Source organism: Pantoea agglomerans (assembly GCF_021397715.1).
Classification (GTDB): domain Bacteria; phylum Pseudomonadota; class Gammaproteobacteria; order Enterobacterales; family Enterobacteriaceae; genus Pantoea; species Pantoea astica.
Genome location: NZ_CP090207.1, coordinates 1,148,421 through 1,164,271, shown reverse-complemented (window position 1 = coordinate 1,164,271; position 15,851 = coordinate 1,148,421). Strand labels below are relative to the sequence as shown.

The 15,851-nt window shown below is 56.8% G+C and carries 14 protein-coding genes; 5 read left to right on the top strand and 9 right to left on the bottom strand.

Translation table 11 applies throughout. The features are described 5' to 3' along the window. The first annotated feature begins 120 nt into the window (after positions 1-120). Positions 121-1,554: a magnesium transporter gene (mgtE, locus tag LZU96_RS05590; RefSeq protein ID WP_233987399.1), complete on the top strand. Its 1,434-nt coding sequence runs from the start codon at positions 121-123 to the stop codon at positions 1,552-1,554. A gap of 3 nt (positions 1,555-1,557) precedes the next feature. Here the strand turns inward: mgtE and LZU96_RS05585 are convergent, their stop codons facing one another. Continuing rightward, positions 1,558-2,055, bottom strand: coding sequence for a helix-turn-helix transcriptional regulator (locus tag LZU96_RS05585; RefSeq protein WP_233987398.1), 498 nt, complete (start codon positions 2,053-2,055; stop codon positions 1,558-1,560). 20 nt (positions 2,056-2,075) lie between these two features. Further along, positions 2,076-2,321, bottom strand: coding sequence for a hypothetical protein (locus LZU96_RS05580; protein ID WP_233987397.1), 246 nt, complete (start codon positions 2,319-2,321; stop codon positions 2,076-2,078). A gap of 192 nt (positions 2,322-2,513) precedes the next feature. Between LZU96_RS05580 and LZU96_RS05575 the strand changes: the two genes are divergently transcribed. Further along, the gene (locus LZU96_RS05575) at positions 2,514-2,693 is read left to right on the top strand and encodes a DUF2158 domain-containing protein (RefSeq protein WP_233987396.1); all 180 of its coding nucleotides are present in this window, start codon (positions 2,514-2,516) and stop codon (positions 2,691-2,693) included. Positions 2,694-2,724: 31 nt separating this feature from the next. On the opposite strand, the gene LZU96_RS05570 is transcribed toward LZU96_RS05575, so the two are convergent. The 3 genes from LZU96_RS05570 to guaB all read right to left on the bottom strand — a co-directional run bounded on the left by LZU96_RS05570 (position 2,725) and on the right by guaB (position 6,926). Next, positions 2,725-3,498: a DUF3750 domain-containing protein gene (locus LZU96_RS05570; RefSeq protein ID WP_233987395.1), complete on the bottom strand. Its 774-nt coding sequence runs from the start codon at positions 3,496-3,498 to the stop codon at positions 2,725-2,727. A gap of 308 nt (positions 3,499-3,806) precedes the next feature. Beyond that, positions 3,807-5,387: a glutamine-hydrolyzing GMP synthase gene (gene guaA, locus LZU96_RS05565; protein WP_233987394.1), complete on the bottom strand. Its 1,581-nt coding sequence runs from the start codon at positions 5,385-5,387 to the stop codon at positions 3,807-3,809. A gap of 72 nt (positions 5,388-5,459) precedes the next feature. Then, a complete protein-coding gene (guaB, locus tag LZU96_RS05560) occupies positions 5,460-6,926 on the bottom strand; it encodes an IMP dehydrogenase (RefSeq protein ID WP_233987393.1) in 1,467 nt (488 codons plus the stop codon). A gap of 168 nt (positions 6,927-7,094) precedes the next feature. Here guaB and xseA point away from each other — a divergent pair, with 168 nt between their 5' ends. The 3 genes from xseA to LZU96_RS05545 all read left to right on the top strand — a co-directional run bounded on the left by xseA (position 7,095) and on the right by LZU96_RS05545 (position 9,922). Continuing rightward, a complete protein-coding gene (gene xseA, locus LZU96_RS05555; RefSeq protein ID WP_233987392.1) occupies positions 7,095-8,468 on the top strand; it encodes an exodeoxyribonuclease VII large subunit in 1,374 nt (457 codons plus the stop codon). A 111-nt stretch (positions 8,469-8,579) separates the two neighbouring features. Beyond that, a complete protein-coding gene (locus LZU96_RS05550; protein WP_233987391.1) occupies positions 8,580-9,593 on the top strand; it encodes a M4 family metallopeptidase in 1,014 nt (337 codons plus the stop codon). Beyond that, the gene (locus LZU96_RS05545; RefSeq protein WP_233987390.1) at positions 9,590-9,922 is read left to right on the top strand and encodes a protealysin inhibitor emfourin; all 333 of its coding nucleotides are present in this window, start codon (positions 9,590-9,592) and stop codon (positions 9,920-9,922) included. Before LZU96_RS05550 ends, LZU96_RS05545 begins: the two co-directional genes overlap by 4 nt. Before the next feature lie 43 nt (positions 9,923-9,965). Here LZU96_RS05545 and LZU96_RS05540 read toward each other — a convergent pair whose 3' ends face one another. The 4 genes from LZU96_RS05540 to bamB all read right to left on the bottom strand — a co-directional run bounded on the left by LZU96_RS05540 (position 9,966) and on the right by bamB (position 15,837). Then, complete coding sequence (locus LZU96_RS05540; protein ID WP_233987389.1) at positions 9,966-12,407, bottom strand: glucose/quinate/shikimate family membrane-bound PQQ-dependent dehydrogenase; 2,442 nt, start codon at positions 12,405-12,407, stop codon at positions 9,966-9,968. Between the two features lie 279 nt (positions 12,408-12,686). After that, the gene (locus LZU96_RS05535) at positions 12,687-12,929 is read right to left on the bottom strand and encodes a zinc ribbon domain-containing protein (RefSeq protein WP_233988135.1); all 243 of its coding nucleotides are present in this window, start codon (positions 12,927-12,929) and stop codon (positions 12,687-12,689) included. Positions 12,930-12,993: 64 nt separating this feature from the next. After that, positions 12,994-14,484: a ribosome biogenesis GTPase Der gene (der, locus tag LZU96_RS05530; protein ID WP_233987388.1), complete on the bottom strand. Its 1,491-nt coding sequence runs from the start codon at positions 14,482-14,484 to the stop codon at positions 12,994-12,996. Positions 14,485-14,655: 171 nt separating this feature from the next. Next, positions 14,656-15,837: an outer membrane protein assembly factor BamB gene (gene bamB / locus LZU96_RS05525; protein ID WP_233987387.1), complete on the bottom strand. Its 1,182-nt coding sequence runs from the start codon at positions 15,835-15,837 to the stop codon at positions 14,656-14,658. Positions 15,838-15,851: the final 14 nt, after the last annotated feature.

Genomic DNA, 15,851 nt, shown 5'->3' with positions numbered 1-15,851 from the left:
ACGACTTATTCGCCTGAAAAAACTGCCACGCCGTCCGGTTGACTGCGCCATTTTTTGCATCCCTTTTTCAGGCGAAACGCTACACTTCGTGCTGGTGCTTTCAGACTAAAGGGATTCAACGTGTCTGCCTCACACTCTCAACGTTTAAGTGAAATACGTCATCGCATTCTGACGCTGCTGCTCAATGAGCACGATCTGGTTGATGCGTTGCTGGATAAAGCCAGTGACCTCAGCCCTGAACAGCAACGTGAAAATGCGACCCAGCGTGACGCGCTGGAACAGGATATCCTTCAGCTGCACGCGGCTGACCTTGCCGATATCCTCGAAGCCTTACCGGAAGAAGAACGTCAGGCGCTGTGGCGGCTGGTGCCGAACGAACGACGCGGCCTGGTGCTGGTAGAAGCCTCGGAAACCGTCTGGGCCAGCCTGACCGAAGAGATGAGCGACCGCGATATTCTGCGCGCCATCGAACCGCTGGATATCGACGATCAGGTATGGCTGGCACGCTATCTGCCGCGTGACCTGACCGGTCGCCTGCTGGCGTCGGTGGAGCCGGGCCTGCGCGCCCGGATGCTGAGCGTGGTGGAGTTTGACCGCGACCGCGTTGGCCGGGTGATGGATTTCAATATCCTGACGGTGCGCGACGACGTGACGCTGGCCACGGTACAGCGTTACCTGCGTAAGCATAAAAGCATGCCGGGTGGCACCGATAAAATCTTCATCACCAATGATGATAATCTGCTGCTGGGCGAACTGATGCTGACTGACATCCTGCTGAACAAGCCTAAAACGCTGGTCAGCGAGGTGATGAATGCCCGCCCTACGACCTTCCAGCTCAACGATAAAGCCGAAGACGCCGCCAGCGCCTTTGAACGTTATAACCTGATCTCCGCCGCGGTCACCGATGCAAAAGGCCGGCTGATTGGCCGTATCACCATTGAAGACATCATCGATTTGGTCAACGCCGAAAACGAAAGCAACATTCGTAAGATGGGCGGTATCAGTCAGGAAGAGGATGTGTTCGCCCCGGTGCGTAAGTCGGTGCGCAAGCGCTGGGCATGGCTGGCGATTAATCTCTGCACCGCCTTTATCGCTTCACGGGTCATCGGGCTGTTTGAAGGCACCATTTCGCAAATTGTGGCGCTCGCCACCCTGATGCCGATTGTCGCGGGCATTGGCGGCAACACCGGTAACCAGACCATCACCATGATTGTGCGTGCGCTGGCGCTGCATCAGGTTGAACCGGGAAACTTCTCGTTCCTGATTGTCCGTGAACTGGGCGTGGCACTGATCAACGGCCTGTTCTGGGGCGGCATTATGGGCGGCATCACCTGGCTGATGTATGACAACCTGGCGCTGGGCGGTGTGATGATGCTGGCAATGGCGCTGAATCTGCTGCTGGCGGCGCTGATGGGGGTTCTGGTGCCGCTGGTGATGACCAAAATGAAGCGCGATCCTGCCGTCGGCTCCAGCGTATTGATTACCGCTATCACCGACACCGGCGGCTTCTTCATCTTTCTGGGGCTGGCGACGCTGTTCCTGCTGCCGCACTGAGCCTCAGGCGCGGTCTTCGCGGCGTTGTAATGCCCGCCTGAGATTGCGCTGGCGCGTCACCTGCGCCAGCTCACCGATGGCAGATGGCAGCGCATAAGTGCCGCGCTGGCTTAACCACGCCAGCACATCGTCCAGATGCCAGATTGCAGTTTTGCCGTCATGCACCGGCAGCGGAAACGGCGGACGCTGGCTGAGCATCAGTTTACGCATATTCTGGCGTGACATACCGGTGAGTTCCGCCACATCCGTCAGCCCGACAAAATCGGGTGCCGCTTCCGCCAGTATCGCGCCGGGAATCGCGCTCATGACCTCTTCCTCTGCGCGTTTCAGTGCCTCACTGGCAGAAGAGGCCTCACGGCTAAACTCCAGCGCAATTCTGCCGGGAACGCCAAGCCCGACCAGCGCATCATCACAGCCCGCCATTGCCAGATTCTCCAGCATCTCATCCTGCGTGGCATGATCCACTGGCAGACTAAATCGTAGAGTAAAACGGTATTCCATGAGCCGCTCCTTTTGCTGTGTCAGGCCGTAAGAGTGTGACAATGATCAACCACGCGCCGCAGGGCATTGGCATGGTTTTGCGCACTCTTCGGCGTACTCCAGATGCAGGTCAGGCAAAACTCGCCACACCGACAGGTCATCAGTTTTTTCGGGCAGTACATTTTGCCCCACGCATGATGGCCGCCCGGCACCACCCGCCATCCATGGGATTCTGCGTAACATAAAGCCGATTCAATCTCTTTATTGGGATGTCGCTTTCTGACCATCTGAGCCTCTCAGCCTGACGTGAAACCCGCCAGTTGTCAACTGACAACTGATAAAATAGATGTTATGCGGCTCAGCATGGGCAGACTTTTTCTCGCGGTAAAACAGTCAGGGTATAAACTGGAAAGCGGCACGCAAAAAATCATCAACTGTGGATTTACGCGACCAGAATAAAAACACTCTATGGAGGCAACATGTTTAAAGCTGATGATTTTGTCCAGTCAAAGACCGGCGGTCCAAAGATGCAGGTGCTGCGGGTTGAAGGCGATACCCTGTGGTGTGCACGCATTGACGATGCGACCAAAAATGAGATTGAAGTCAAGGCGGATAGCGTGAATCTGTATCACGAAGAAGGCGACTTCGGCGTCTGCTGATAAAACTGGCCCCGGTTAAGGGGCCAGACTATTACGGCTTATCCTGCTGAAGGTTGTCGTGACCGAGGCCGCCGATAAACGGCAGACGCAGCCGGAAAGGCGTGAAATCCAGCCCCATATTTAAGCCCAGCAGATTCACTTCAAAGCCCTCTTCAGCGCCGAGCGTCACACCCGCTACGCCCAGAATCGACACCTGTAATCCGCGTCCCGATGGCGGTAACCCAATCGGACGCCACAACGGCCGGTAATCTTTGCCTAGCGCATTAGCGGGCAGATCGAGTTTCAGTGCCGGCACTTCCCGGCCGATATGCGCCAGAAAGGTATTACTGTTGGGGCCCGGCCAGGCGTGATAGGTGGTCGGCCACGGGTAAGATTTAATTGCCGCTTCAATCTGCGGGATCATCGCTTCCGCCGCCGGACCGCGATGCTCCACCAGCAACCGCGGTTTCGCGCCATACCAGTAACCATCCGGAATATTAGTGTTGCGGCGGACTTTATCGCCGCTGCCCCAGCTAATCACTTCATAACGGTTATAACGACTTTCGCCAGCGCGTTTAAAGATGATCCACGGATGAACCGCCACCGCGCCTTTCCAGCCGTAGGTCGGCGCGGCATAGACCTGCACTATCGCCAGGTTGGCTATGGCGCGCGGATCGGGCGCTATCCCGGCCGAATCACGACGAGCCGACCACCAGCTACCCTTTTCATTGTTATCGCTGTGGCGGGTCGCCTGCGCGATGCTGGCACCCAGCGATAACAGTAAGACGGCAACAAAAAACAGGCTGAACACTTTAAGTGAGAGCATGACAACATTCCTGGTGACAATAGTGGCAACGTCTGATTAGCAGACGGATTCAATAAGGGGCGGCTTTGGGATACGAACGATCGGTGAAAGCGGCGGGTAAAGGCGGACGGCAAAGCGGACGCGCGTCTCTCTACTGCAGAGCAGGATAGCGCAATTTGCGGCAAAGTGAACAGAAAACCGCCAGCGGCGGGTATGGATGCGCTGAAAGGTTAAAACGGAGAACAGAATGGCCTGCCTGTTAACAGCCAGTAAAAAGCCCGCGGTAAGGCGGGCTTCAGTTACTCAGGATTCAGGCGGCGGTTACCGGCTTATTCCCACTCGATGGTCGCCGGTGGCTTACCGCTGATGTCATAGACCACGCGGGAAATACCATTGACTTCATTGATGATGCGGTTAGAGACGCGGCCGAGGAAATCATACGGCAGGTGCGCCCAGTGTGCGGTCATAAAGTCGATGGTTTCCACCGCACGCAGCGAGACAACCCAGTCATATTTACGACCATCGCCCATTACACCCACTGAACGTACCGGCAGGAAGACGGTGAAGGCCTGGCTGACTTTGTTGTAGAGATCGGCTTTATGCAGCTCTTCGATAAAGATCGCATCGGCACGGCGCAGCAGGTCGCAATACTCTTTCTTCACTTCGCCCAGTACTCGCACGCCCAGACCCGGACCCGGGAATGGATGACGGTAGAGCATATCGTACGGCAGGCCCAGCTCCAGACCGATCTTACGCACTTCGTCTTTGAACAGCTCTTTCAGCGGCTCAACCAGGCCCATCTTCATCTCTTTCGGCAGGCCACCGACGTTATGGTGCGATTTGATGACGTGCGCTTTACCGGTGGCAGAAGCCGCCGACTCAATCACATCCGGATAGATGGTGCCCTGCGCCAGCCACTTAACGTCCTGCAGTTTCAGCGCTTCTTCGTCAAAGACTTCCACAAAGACGCGACCGATGGTTTTACGCTTGGCTTCAGGTTCATCAATCCCCGCCAGCGCATCCAGGAAACGCATCTCAGCCGGCACATGGATGATGTTGAGACCGAAGTGGTCGCCAAACATATCCATCACCTGTTGTGCTTCGTTCAGGCGCAGCAGACCGTTATCCACGAACACACAGGTCAGGCGATCGCCAATGGCGCGATGCAGCAGCATCGCCGTCACGGAGGAGTCAACGCCGCCGGACAGGCCAAGGATTACTTTATCGTTGCCGACCTGCTCACGCAGGCGCTCAACCGCATCTTCGATGATTTTAGCTGGCGTCCACAGCGCTTCACATTCGCAGATGTCGATGATGAAACGTTCAAGCATCCGCAGGCCCTGACGGGTATGCGTCACTTCCGGGTGGAACTGCACGCCGTAGAAACGCTTCTCTTCGTTGGCCATGATGGCAAACGGACAGGTTTCGGTGCTAGCAACGGTGACGAAGTCGTCCGGAATGGCGGTCACTTTGTCGCCGTGGCTCATCCAGACATCCAGCAGCGGTTTACCAGCAGCGCTGATCGCGTCTTCAATACCGCGCACCAGCGCACTTGGCGTGGTCACTTCAACCTGAGCATAACCAAACTCACGCTCGCTGGAACCGGAGACTTTGCCGCCCAACTGCATCGCCATGGTCTGCATACCGTAGCAGACACCCAGCACCGGCACACCGGCGCTGAAGACATATTCAGGCGCACGCGGACTGTTCAGCTCGGTGGTGCTTTCCGGTCCACCGGAGAGGATGATGCCGCTCGGATTGAACTGGCGAATCTGCTCTTCGGTGACGTCCCATGCCCAGAGTTCACAGTAGACACCCAGTTCGCGCACGCGACGTGCCACCAGCTGAGTATATTGAGAGCCGAAATCGAGAATCAGAATGCGATGCTTATGGATATTTTCCGTCGTCATTGAGGGGTTTCCAGAACGGTGACTTGATAAAGTAAAGCGCCCGGCTGAAGCCGGGCGGGAAATCTTACGGGATTACGATCCCATGCGGTAGTTCGGTGACTCTTTGGTGATGGTCACATCGTGTACGTGGCTTTCGTTGATGCCGGCGCCGCTTATGCGGACAAATTCCGCTTTGGTGCGCAGATCATCAATGGTCGGGCAGCCGGTCAGGCCCATACAGGAGCGCAGTCCGCCCATCTGCTGGTGTACGATCTCTTTCAGGCGGCCTTTATAGGCAACGCGGCCTTCGATACCTTCCGGCACCAGTTTGTCAGCCGCGTTATCGGTCTGGAAGTAACGGTCAGATGAGCCTTTTGACATCGCGCCCAGTGAACCCATGCCGCGATAGGATTTGAATGAACGACCCTGATAGAGTTCGATTTCGCCCGGTGATTCTTCGGTACCCGCCAGCATCGAACCGACCATCACGCAGGATGCACCCGCTGCAATCGCTTTGGCGATGTCGCCTGAGAAGCGGATGCCGCCATCAGCAATCACCGGAATACCGGTCCCTTCAAGCGCAGCAACGGCATCAGACACTGCGGTAATCTGCGGCACGCCCACACCGGTCACGATACGGGTAGTACAGATGGAGCCAGGACCAATACCGACTTTCACTGCGCTGACGCCCGCTTCAACCAGCGCCAGAGCGCCGGCACCGGTCGCCACGTTGCCGCCGACGATTTCAAGATCGGGGTATTTCGCGCGGGTTTCACGAATACGTGACAGCACGCCTTCGGAATGACCGTGCGAGGAGTCAATCAGCAGCACGTCAACACCGGCCGCCACCAGAGCATCGATACGCTCTTCGTTGCCTGCGCCCGCGCCAACGGCCGCACCCACGCGCAGACGTCCCTGCGCATCTTTACAGGCGTTAGGTTTACGTTCGGCTTTCTGGAAATCTTTTACGGTGATCATGCCCAGCAGATGGAAGCTGTCGTCTACCACCAGCGCTTTCTCAACGCGCTTTTCATGCATTTTGTGCAGCACCACATCGCGCGCTTCACCCTCTTTCACCGTCACCAGACGATCTTTCGGGGTCATTACCGCGGAAACCGGCTGGGAGAGGTCAGTGACAAAGCGAACATCACGACCGGTAATGATACCGACCAGTTCGTTGTCGCGGTTCACTACCGGATAACCGGCGAAGCCGTTACGCTCGGTCAGCGCTTTCACTTCGGCCAGTGGGGTGGTTGGCAGTACGGTCTGTGGTTCAGTGACCACGCCGCTCTCATGCTTCTTCACCTTGCGGACTTCATCCGCCTGGCGTTCAATAGACATGTTTTTGTGAATGAAGCCGAGACCGCCTTCCTGCGCCAGCGCAATCGCCAGGCCCGCTTCGGTCACGGTGTCCATCGCAGCGGAGAGCATAGGAATATTTAAACGGATATTTTTGGTCAGCTGAGTGCTGAGATCGGCCGTATTCGGCAGGACGGTGGAGTGTGCAGGAACGAGCAAAACGTCGTCAAAAGTGAGTGCTTCTTTAGCGATTCTTAACATGGCAATACTCCACCTCGGGTGAATGAGAATAGATAAAATATTGCCGCGGCATTATACAGGCCGTAATCGATTGCCTCCAGCATTATTTCAGAAAAACTCTTGATCCGTGCTAGCAGCCCTGTAGTATCGGTGAATTAACCTGCTGATTTGGAATTTGATCTTCGTCACATGTCGCTGCCACCCGTCGCCAATATTTTTACCGTCAGCCGTCTTAACACCACAGTGCGTCAGCTGCTGGAAAAAGAGATGGGCCTGGTCTGGCTGAGCGCCGAGATCTCTAACTTCACTCAACCCGCTTCCGGGCACTGGTACTTCACCCTGAAGGATGACGGTGCCCAGGTGCGTTGCGCGATGTTCCGCAACGGTAACCGTCGCGTCACTTTCCGGCCGCAGCATGGTCAGCAGGTGCTGGTTCGCGCCAATATTACCCTGTATGAGCCGCGCGGCGACTATCAGCTGATTATCGAAAGTATGCATCCGGCCGGTGAAGGTCTGCTGCAGCAGCAGTTTGAACTGCTGAAAGCCCGGCTGGCGACCGAAGGGCTGTTCGAACCGCAGCATAAGCAACCGCTGCCTGACCCGGCGCGCCAGGTCGGTGTGATTACCTCTTCAACCGGTGCCGCGCTGCACGATGTGCTGCGGGTGCTGCATCGCCGCGATCCCTCATTGCCGGTGGTGATCTACCCGACGCCGGTACAGGGCGTCGATGCGCCTGCCGCGATCGTCCGGGCGATTGAGATCGCCAACCAGCGCAATGAGTGCGACGTGCTGATTGTCGGCCGTGGCGGCGGTTCCCTGGAAGATTTATGGAGCTTCAACGACGAGCGGGTCGCGCGCGCCATTTTTGCCAGCCGCATTCCAATCGTCAGCGCCGTCGGCCATGAAACTGACGTGACCATTGCCGATTTTGTGGCGGATCTACGTGCGCCAACGCCCTCTGCCGCCGCAGAGCTCGTCAGCCGTAACCAGCTTGAGCTGCTGCGTCAGCTGCAGTCGCAGCAACAGCGGCTGGAGATGGCGATGGATTATTATCTGGCGCGCCAGCAGCGGCGCTATAGCCGGCTGGAGCACCGCCTGCAACAGCAGCATCCTCAGTTACGCCTTGCCCGTCAGCAAACCGCCCTGTTCCGCCTGCAGCAGCGACTGACAGACGCGATGGAAACCGCTCTGCGCCACGCCAGCCGTCAGCAGGATCGTCTGACGCATCGGCTGACGGCGCAGCAGCCGCAGCAGCGTCTGTTCGACGCGCAGAAACAGCTACAAAGCTGGCACTATCGCCTGCAACAGAGTATGCAAAAGAAACTGAGCGCCGACCAACAGCGGTTCGGCCAGCGGGTGGCGCAGCTGGAAGGCGTCAGTCCGTTAGCAACGCTGGCGCGCGGCTTCAGCGTGACCACCGACACCACGGGCCAGGTGGTGAAAAAGACCCAACAGCTACAGAGCGGCGATCTTCTGCGTACCCGTCTGGATGATGGCTGGGTCGAGAGCCAGGTGACGCAGCTGCTGCCAGAGAAAAAGCGCCGCCGCAAAACCGCCTCCTGATCCTGCCTCTGCGTTCATACTTTTCATCTTACAGCTGGCCTCACTCACCAGGCCTATCCAGCCTGTCGGGTCTATACTTTTTGGCACATCCCTGTTGCCAAGGAGTTTCACATGGCTTTTAGCGTTATTCCTCCCTATATCCTCCGCAAAATTATCGCGCACGGCTCCGGCCATCAGCAGGAACAGGCGCGCCGTACTCTGACCCATGTCCAGCATCTGATGGCGGAACACTGGCAAAAGCCGACCGTGGCGAAAACAGCAGCGGGCGGCCATGTGGACCGTGAAATTTATGATGCGCAAAATCAGCAGACCCTTCCCGGGAAGCTGATCCGTCAGGAAGGCCAGCCTGAAAACGGTGATGTCGCCGCCGGGGAAGCCTGGGATTATCTCGGCACCACCTATGACTTTTTCTGGCAGGCGTATCAGCGTAATTCGCTGGATAATCAGGGGCTGAAACTGCTCGGAACGGTCCATTACGGCGACAAATATCAGAATGCGTTCTGGAACGGTCAGCAGATGGTATTTGGTGATGGCGACGGTGAAATTTTTAACCGCTTTACCATTGCGATAGACGTGGTGGCGCATGAACTGACGCATGGCGTGACCGAGAATGAAGCCGGTCTGATCTACTTCGAACAGGCGGGGGCGCTAAACGAGTCACTTTCCGATGTATTCGGTTCGCTGGTCAAACAGTTCAGCAAGAAGCAGAGCGCCGATCAGGCGGACTGGATTATCGGCGAAGGATTACTGGCTAGCGGCATTAATGGCAAGGGCCTGCGGTCAATGTCAGCGCCCGGCACCGCGTATGACGATCCAATGCTGGGGAAAGATCCGCAGCCGGCGCACATGGATGATTATGTGCAGACTCGTGAAGATAACGGCGGTGTGCATCTCAATTCCGGTATTCCTAACCGCGCTTTCTATCTGGCGGCGAAAGCACTGGGCGGCTATGCGTGGGAGCAGGCGGGACACGCCTGGTACGACACGATGTGCGACGATGAACTGCCGCAGGACGCCGATTTCAAAACCTTTGCCCGCTTTACCGTTCAGCATGGCGAAAAACGCTTTAACCGTTCCGTTGCCAGCGCGATTGAGCAGGCGTGGAAAGAAGTGGGTGTGCTATGAGTGATCTGCCCGAACTCACCGATGATGCCACCATCATCGTGGCGCGTGAAGGCGGCCTTGCTTTTATGCCCGGCCTGCGTGCTGAGCGCCGTTTTTCGCTGGGTGAACTGCCGCCGCCGGAAAAGCAGCGCGTCTGTCGCGCCCTTGAGCAGGCGATGCCACTGGGCGAACCGGAAGAGAAAGCGCCTCAGGTGGGAAGCGGCGATCAACGCTATTTTCGCATTCAGATTCAGTATGCGACCCACCGCGAGGTCGGCACCATTGTGTTGCTGATTCCGGAACAGGTGGCGCCACCAGAATTACAGGCGCTGTGGCGTGATGGAAAATAAGCAAAAAAAGGGCCGACAACGTCGGCCCTTTTCACTGGTGAGGTTACTTGCTGTCTGGCAGCGCGTAAGCAATCACGTAGTCACCGCGATCCGGCGACTGGCGTGCGCCACCAGCCGAGATGAGGATGTACTGTTTGCCGGTTTTCGGCGAAACGTAGCTCATCGGGCCACCCTGGCTACCCACCGGCAGACGCGCTTTCCACACTTCTTTACCGGTTGAGGCATCAAAGGCGCGCAGATAGTAATCCTGGGTACCGGCGATGAACACCAGGCCACCCTGGGTTGCCAGCGTACCACCCAGCGTTGGCATACCGACCGGCATTTTCATCCGCATCTTGATGCCGAAAGGTCCGGTATCCTGCACGGTACCAACCGGCACCTGCCAGACGATTTTCTGGGTTTTCATGTCAATCGCCGACAGCGTACCAAACGGTGGCTTCTGGCAAGGAATGCCCAGCGGCGACATAAAGCGGTTTTTGTTCACCGCATACGGTGTACCTTTCAGCGGCACCGCGCCCATACCGGTGTTGATCGCTTCACCGCCGTTGCTGCCACGTGAAATCTTATTGGTGTCAGCCGGGATCATCTGTACCCACAGGCCGAGACGCATATCATTGACGAACAGCAGGTGGTTGTTCGGATCGGTTGACATGCTGCCCCAGTTCATCCCGCCCAGCGAACCCGGGAAGCTCAGCGACTTATCGGTGTCCGGCACGGTGAACAGACCATCATAACGCATCGATTTGAAGCCAATACGGCAGGCCAGCTGATCAAACGGCGTTGCACCCCACATGTCAGACTCTTTCAGCGTCTGGTTGCCAATCTGCGGCATACCGGTCGAATGAGGCTGGGTTTTGGTGTACTGCTCGTTCGGGATATGACCCTGCGGCATCGGCAGCTCTTCGACTTTAGTCAGTGGCTTGCCGGTCATGCGATCGAGCACGAAGATCATGCCGGTTTTACCGCCAATCACTACTGCCGGTTTGGTGGTGCCATCCTTCTGTGGGAAATCGATCAGGCTTGGCTGCATCGGCAGGTCGAAGTCCCACAGATCGTTATGTACGGTCTGATAAACCCACTTCTCTTTACCGGTAGTGGCGTCGAGCGCCAGCACGGATGCACCATATTTGTGATCCAGTTCGGTACGGTTCGCACCCCACAGATCGACAGATGAGCTGCCCATCGGGATAAACACGGTGTTCATCGCCGGATCGTAGGACATCGGTGCCCAGGAGTTCGGCGTACTGCGGGCGTACTCTTTGCCCGGCATTAATATCGCATTCGGATCGACATTACCCGGGTCAAACGCCCAGCGCATCTGGCCGGTGATGACGTCAAAACCACGCAACACGCCACCAGGCATATCGGTCTGGACGTTATCCGCCACGCGACCACCAACCACAACGGTGGTACCTGCCAGCGTCGGTGCCGAAGTCAGCTGATACTGGGGATCGGGTGCCTGGCCGAGGCCGGCTTTCAGATCGACGATACCGTTATGGCCAAAGTTCTCACAGAATTCACCGTTGTCGGCGTTGATAGCAATCAGACGTGCATCAATGGTGTTCATCAGGATGCGGCGCTGACAGCTATCACCGGCTGGCAGCGTGACGGCCGGAACCGGCGTCGAGCCTGGCTGAGTTGGCTGCTGCAGCGGTTTAGTGGCATCGAAATAGGCCAGACCACGGCAGCGCGGCCAGACTTCCGCCTGGGCGTTGATTTCGCGCTTCCAGATCTGCTTACCGCTGTCTGCTTCAACCGCAATCACGTTGTTGTGCGGGGTACAGAGATACAGGGTATTGCCTACCTGTAATGGGGTCTGCTGATCTTCCGCGCCGTTACCGGTCGGGCTGTCCGGGATATCGCCGGTATGGAAGGCCCAGGCAACCTGCAGATCTTTGACGTTATCGCGGGTGATCTGATCCAGCGCCACAAAGCGGCTGCCCTGCGGCGTGTTGCCGTAGTTATCCCAGTCTTTCTGCTGTTTCGCTTTATCTACCGGAATCAGCGGCAGCTCTTCTCCTGAAGAGGCCACGGTAGGATGTGGCTGAAACATCTGCACAAAGGTGACCACCATGCCAACGGCCAGCAGCGCAGAGAGCGTGTAGGCAGCTTTGGCCAGCGAGCTTTTTCCTTCACGCTTGCGCAGCGCAGGCCAGAGCAGGAAGGCCACAACCATCAGGCCAGCTGGCACCATCAGGCGCGACACCAGCGGCCAGAACTCCAGCCCGGCATCGAACAGTGACCAGATCAGCGTGCCGACAAATACCAGCAGAAACAGGACCACCGCCGAGGATTTGCGGCGGAAAAACTGTATTGCTGCCAGAACGGTCACGATACCGGCAATCAGGAAGTACAAACTGCCGCCAAGGGCGACCAGTTTACCGCCGCCAATCGCGAAGAACAGACCGGTTGCCAGCAGCACCAGTCCGAACAGCACGGATATGATTCCCAGCCCCTTAGCGGAGCGGGACGATGTTTCAGCCATAACACTAACTCTCCTGAATAAGCAGAGCGCTCACGCCGGTTGCCGCCTGAACTGCGCAACCTTGTCAAAGAGACATGCGGCGTGCCGCACTGCTTCAAATCGAATATAAACAGACCCGCGTCTGTGAAGTGACCTGGACCGGAAAAAAATGGATCGGCTGGTCCCTCCCCACGACGCGGCAGGATTGTACCACCTGGTACATTACAGAGTGAACATCTATAACGCAGTTGTTACGCTGCAATAGCATTTTTGCTACAACAATCTCTTTATCCGCACCGCTTATGCTGTCCCTGAACCGCCTGGCGCTTTCTGCGGCTGAAAATCGACACGTTTTTTCGAAATCAGGCCGTGTCCGTGATGACAGAAGTAGTTCACCGCACCGCAGGCGTTCAGCCGTTCCAGTGGCTGATGACAGTCAGGACAGCACGCCTCCGCCAGGTAGCGCGCGCCGCAACCGCTACAGATAACCTCACCGTCGCTGAGCAGCAACGGCTGCTGACATTTTTCACAGTGGATGGTCATCATCACTCCCCGCCCGTTGTTTTAGCTTGAGCCAAAAAAAGAGGGCCTTCCGGCCCTCATTTGCTTAACGCTTATTTTTCTTCATATGCGCCATCAGGCGCTTACGCTTACGCTGCTGCGTTGGCGTCAGCAGGTTGCGCTTCCCTTCGTACGGGTTATCACCCTCTTTGAACTGGATGCGAATCGGCGTTCCCATCACGTTCAGTGATTTACGGAAGTAGTTCATCAGGTAGCGCTTGTATGAGTCCGGCAGATCTTTAACCTGATTACCGTGGATCACCACAATTGGCGGGTTATAACCGCCGGCATGCGCATACTTCAGCTTAACGCGACGACCACGAACCAAGGGTGGCTGATGATCTTCGGCTGCCATGTTCATGATGCGGGTCAGCAGCGAGGTGTTTACGCGCTTCGTCGAACAGTCATAGGCTTCGGTGATTGACTCAAACAGATTACCGACGCCGCTGCCGTGCAGCGCAGAGATAAAGTGAATGCGGGCGAAATCGATAAAGCCCAGACGGTAGTCCAGCGTCTCTTTCACTTCGTCACGCACTTCCTGCGACAGGCCATCCCATTTGTTGACCACAATCACCAGCGAACGACCACTGTTGAGGATAAAGCCCAGCAGCGAGAGATCCTGATCGGAAATACCGGCGTGAGCATCAATCACCAGCATCACCACGTTGGCATCTTCAATCGCCTGCAGCGTCTTAATCACCGAGAATTTCTCTACGGTGTCAGAGATTTTGGCACGCTTACGCACACCCGCAGTGTCGATCAGAACGTATTCACGTCCATCACGCTCCATCGGGATATAGATACTGTCACGGGTGGTGCCCGGCATATCGTAGACCACCACGCGGTCTTCACCCAGGATGCGGTTAGTAAGCGTTGACTTACCTACGTTAGGACGGCCGACAATCGCCAGTTTGATCGGCAAGCCTGTCGGGTCGAAGTTTTCTTCTTCCTCTGCGGCTTCCAGTTCAGCCGTCTCCTCGGCGTCAAGTGCCGCCCAGTAAGCCTGGTTCTCTTCTTCTTCGGTGAGTTCGACCGGCTCAACCCTGTCCAGCCACGGCAACAGAGCCGTTTCGATCAGGCTGGAAACACCACGACCATGCGACGCCGCAATGGCGTGGATTTCGCCCAGACCCAGCGAATAGAAATCCACTACCGCCTGATCGGGATCGAGTCCGTCGGTTTTATTCGCCACCAGAAACGTGGCTTTCTGACGCGAACGCAGGTGTTTGGCGATTTGCTGATCGGCGGCCATCATACCCGCGCGCGCATCGACCATAAACAGCACCACATCCGCTTCTTCGATCGCCAGCAGTGACTGCTCAGCCATCCGCGTTTCAACACCCTCTTCGGTGCCGTCGATACCGCCGGTATCGATAACAATAAATTCGCGCCCTTCCACTTCGGCGCGACCATATTTGCGATCGCGAGTCAGTCCAGGAAAATCCGCTACCAGCGCATCACGAGTGCGAGTTAAACGGTTAAACAGCGTAGATTTTCCCACATTGGGACGCCCAACCAGCGCGACCACAGGTACCATAACAATGCCTCAATAAATAATTAATCGCCCGAATGGCGTGATTATAACGGCTCTGGCCGTTAAGTTCAGGCTGAAGGCGCAAAGAATACCATGCCTGACTAAAAACGAAACGGCCCCTGATTAAATCAGGAGCCGTTAGTGCGGAGGATTTCACCTGCCAGACGTTACCCGTTAGCGGGTAATCGCATAGACCTCGCCATCTTTCGACTGGATCAGCAGCTTATCGCTGGCGACCACCGGCTCGGTCTGGAAGCCGGAGCTATCCAGTTTCTGCTGCGCGACAAAGCGACCATCCGTGGTGTTCATCCAGTGCAGATAGCCTTCGCTGTCGCCGACCACCAGGTAGCCGTTGTAGAGCACCGGTGAAGTCAGGTTGCGATGCAGCAGATCGCTCTGGCGCCAGATGGCGACGCCACCGTCGGCGTTCAGCGCAATCACCCGATCATCCTGATCGACCAGATAGATGCGGCCCGCATCGACAATCAGATCTTTCACGCCGCCGATTTCGCGTTTCCACAAAATCTGACCAGAGCGCAGATCCAGCGCGGTGAGATCACCGTTATATGCCAGGGCGTAAACCACACCGTTAACGATAACCGGCGTAGTATCGACATCATTCAGACGATCGATCTCAGTCGCACCGCTGATCTGCGAAATACGCTGCTGCCAGATCAGCTGACCCTGATTCAGGATAACCGCGCTGACGCGACCACTGTCGCCGCCGACAATCGCGCCGCCAAAAGCCACCGCTGGCGCAGATTCGCCGCGCAGGGACAGCGCTGGCATATCGAGGTTAACGCTCCACTTGATGGCACCGCTGCTCTGATCCAGTCCCTGCAACATACCGTTGCTGGTGTGTACCAGTACCAGACCGTCGCTGACCACCGGACGGGAAAGGGCTTCCCCCGCCACTTTGGTCTGCCATGCCAGGCTGCCATCGCTGCTGTTCAGCGCATAAACCTGACCGCGCTCGCTGCCCACATAGACGCGATCGCCTTCAGCCGTCAGGCCACCGGACAACAGGGCTGAGCGGTTTTTCGAAAAGAAGCCGGTTTTCTCAGAGAGATCGACTTTCCATTTTTCTTTACCGTTGGTGGCATCCAGCGCTTTCACGATACCGAAACGATCGGCCGCAAACACGGTGTTGTCCAGCCAGGCGGGATGCAGGTTGGAGTAGAAATCACCGACGCCATCTCCTACCGAGGTGCTCCACACTTCCTGTGGCGTGAACTGGTTTTCCACCTTGGGCAGCGGAGCCATTTTTACCACATCTTCTTCGCCGCTAAACAGCGAACAACCGCTGAGCAAAGTGACTGAAATCAGCCCCGGCAGCAGGTATTTACGTAATTCCATGCGCTCTCTCTTGA

Excerpts from the sequence above, each read along its gene's own strand:
- LZU96_RS05585 (WP_233987398.1), bottom strand. The coding sequence starts at position 2,055 with ATGGAATACCGTTTTACTCTACGATTTAGTCTGCCAGTGGATCATGCC.
- LZU96_RS05580 (WP_233987397.1), bottom strand. The coding sequence starts at position 2,321 with ATGGTCAGAAAGCGACATCCCAATAAAGAGATTGAATCGGCTTTATGT.
- LZU96_RS05575 (WP_233987396.1), top strand. The coding sequence starts at position 2,514 with ATGTTTAAAGCTGATGATTTTGTCCAGTCAAAGACCGGCGGTCCAAAG.
- LZU96_RS05570 (WP_233987395.1), bottom strand. The coding sequence starts at position 3,498 with ATGCTCTCACTTAAAGTGTTCAGCCTGTTTTTTGTTGCCGTCTTACTG.
- guaA (WP_233987394.1), bottom strand. The coding sequence starts at position 5,387 with ATGACGACGGAAAATATCCATAAGCATCGCATTCTGATTCTCGATTTC.
- guaB (WP_233987393.1), bottom strand. The coding sequence starts at position 6,926 with ATGTTAAGAATCGCTAAAGAAGCACTCACTTTTGACGACGTTTTGCTC.
- xseA (WP_233987392.1), top strand. The coding sequence starts at position 7,095 with ATGTCGCTGCCACCCGTCGCCAATATTTTTACCGTCAGCCGTCTTAAC.
- LZU96_RS05550 (WP_233987391.1), top strand. The coding sequence starts at position 8,580 with ATGGCTTTTAGCGTTATTCCTCCCTATATCCTCCGCAAAATTATCGCG.
- LZU96_RS05545 (WP_233987390.1), top strand. The coding sequence starts at position 9,590 with ATGAGTGATCTGCCCGAACTCACCGATGATGCCACCATCATCGTGGCG.
- LZU96_RS05540 (WP_233987389.1), bottom strand. The coding sequence starts at position 12,407 with ATGGCTGAAACATCGTCCCGCTCCGCTAAGGGGCTGGGAATCATATCC.
- LZU96_RS05535 (WP_233988135.1), bottom strand. The coding sequence starts at position 12,929 with ATGACCATCCACTGTGAAAAATGTCAGCAGCCGTTGCTGCTCAGCGAC.
- der (WP_233987388.1), bottom strand. The coding sequence starts at position 14,484 with ATGGTACCTGTGGTCGCGCTGGTTGGGCGTCCCAATGTGGGAAAATCT.
- bamB (WP_233987387.1), bottom strand. The coding sequence starts at position 15,837 with ATGGAATTACGTAAATACCTGCTGCCGGGGCTGATTTCAGTCACTTTG.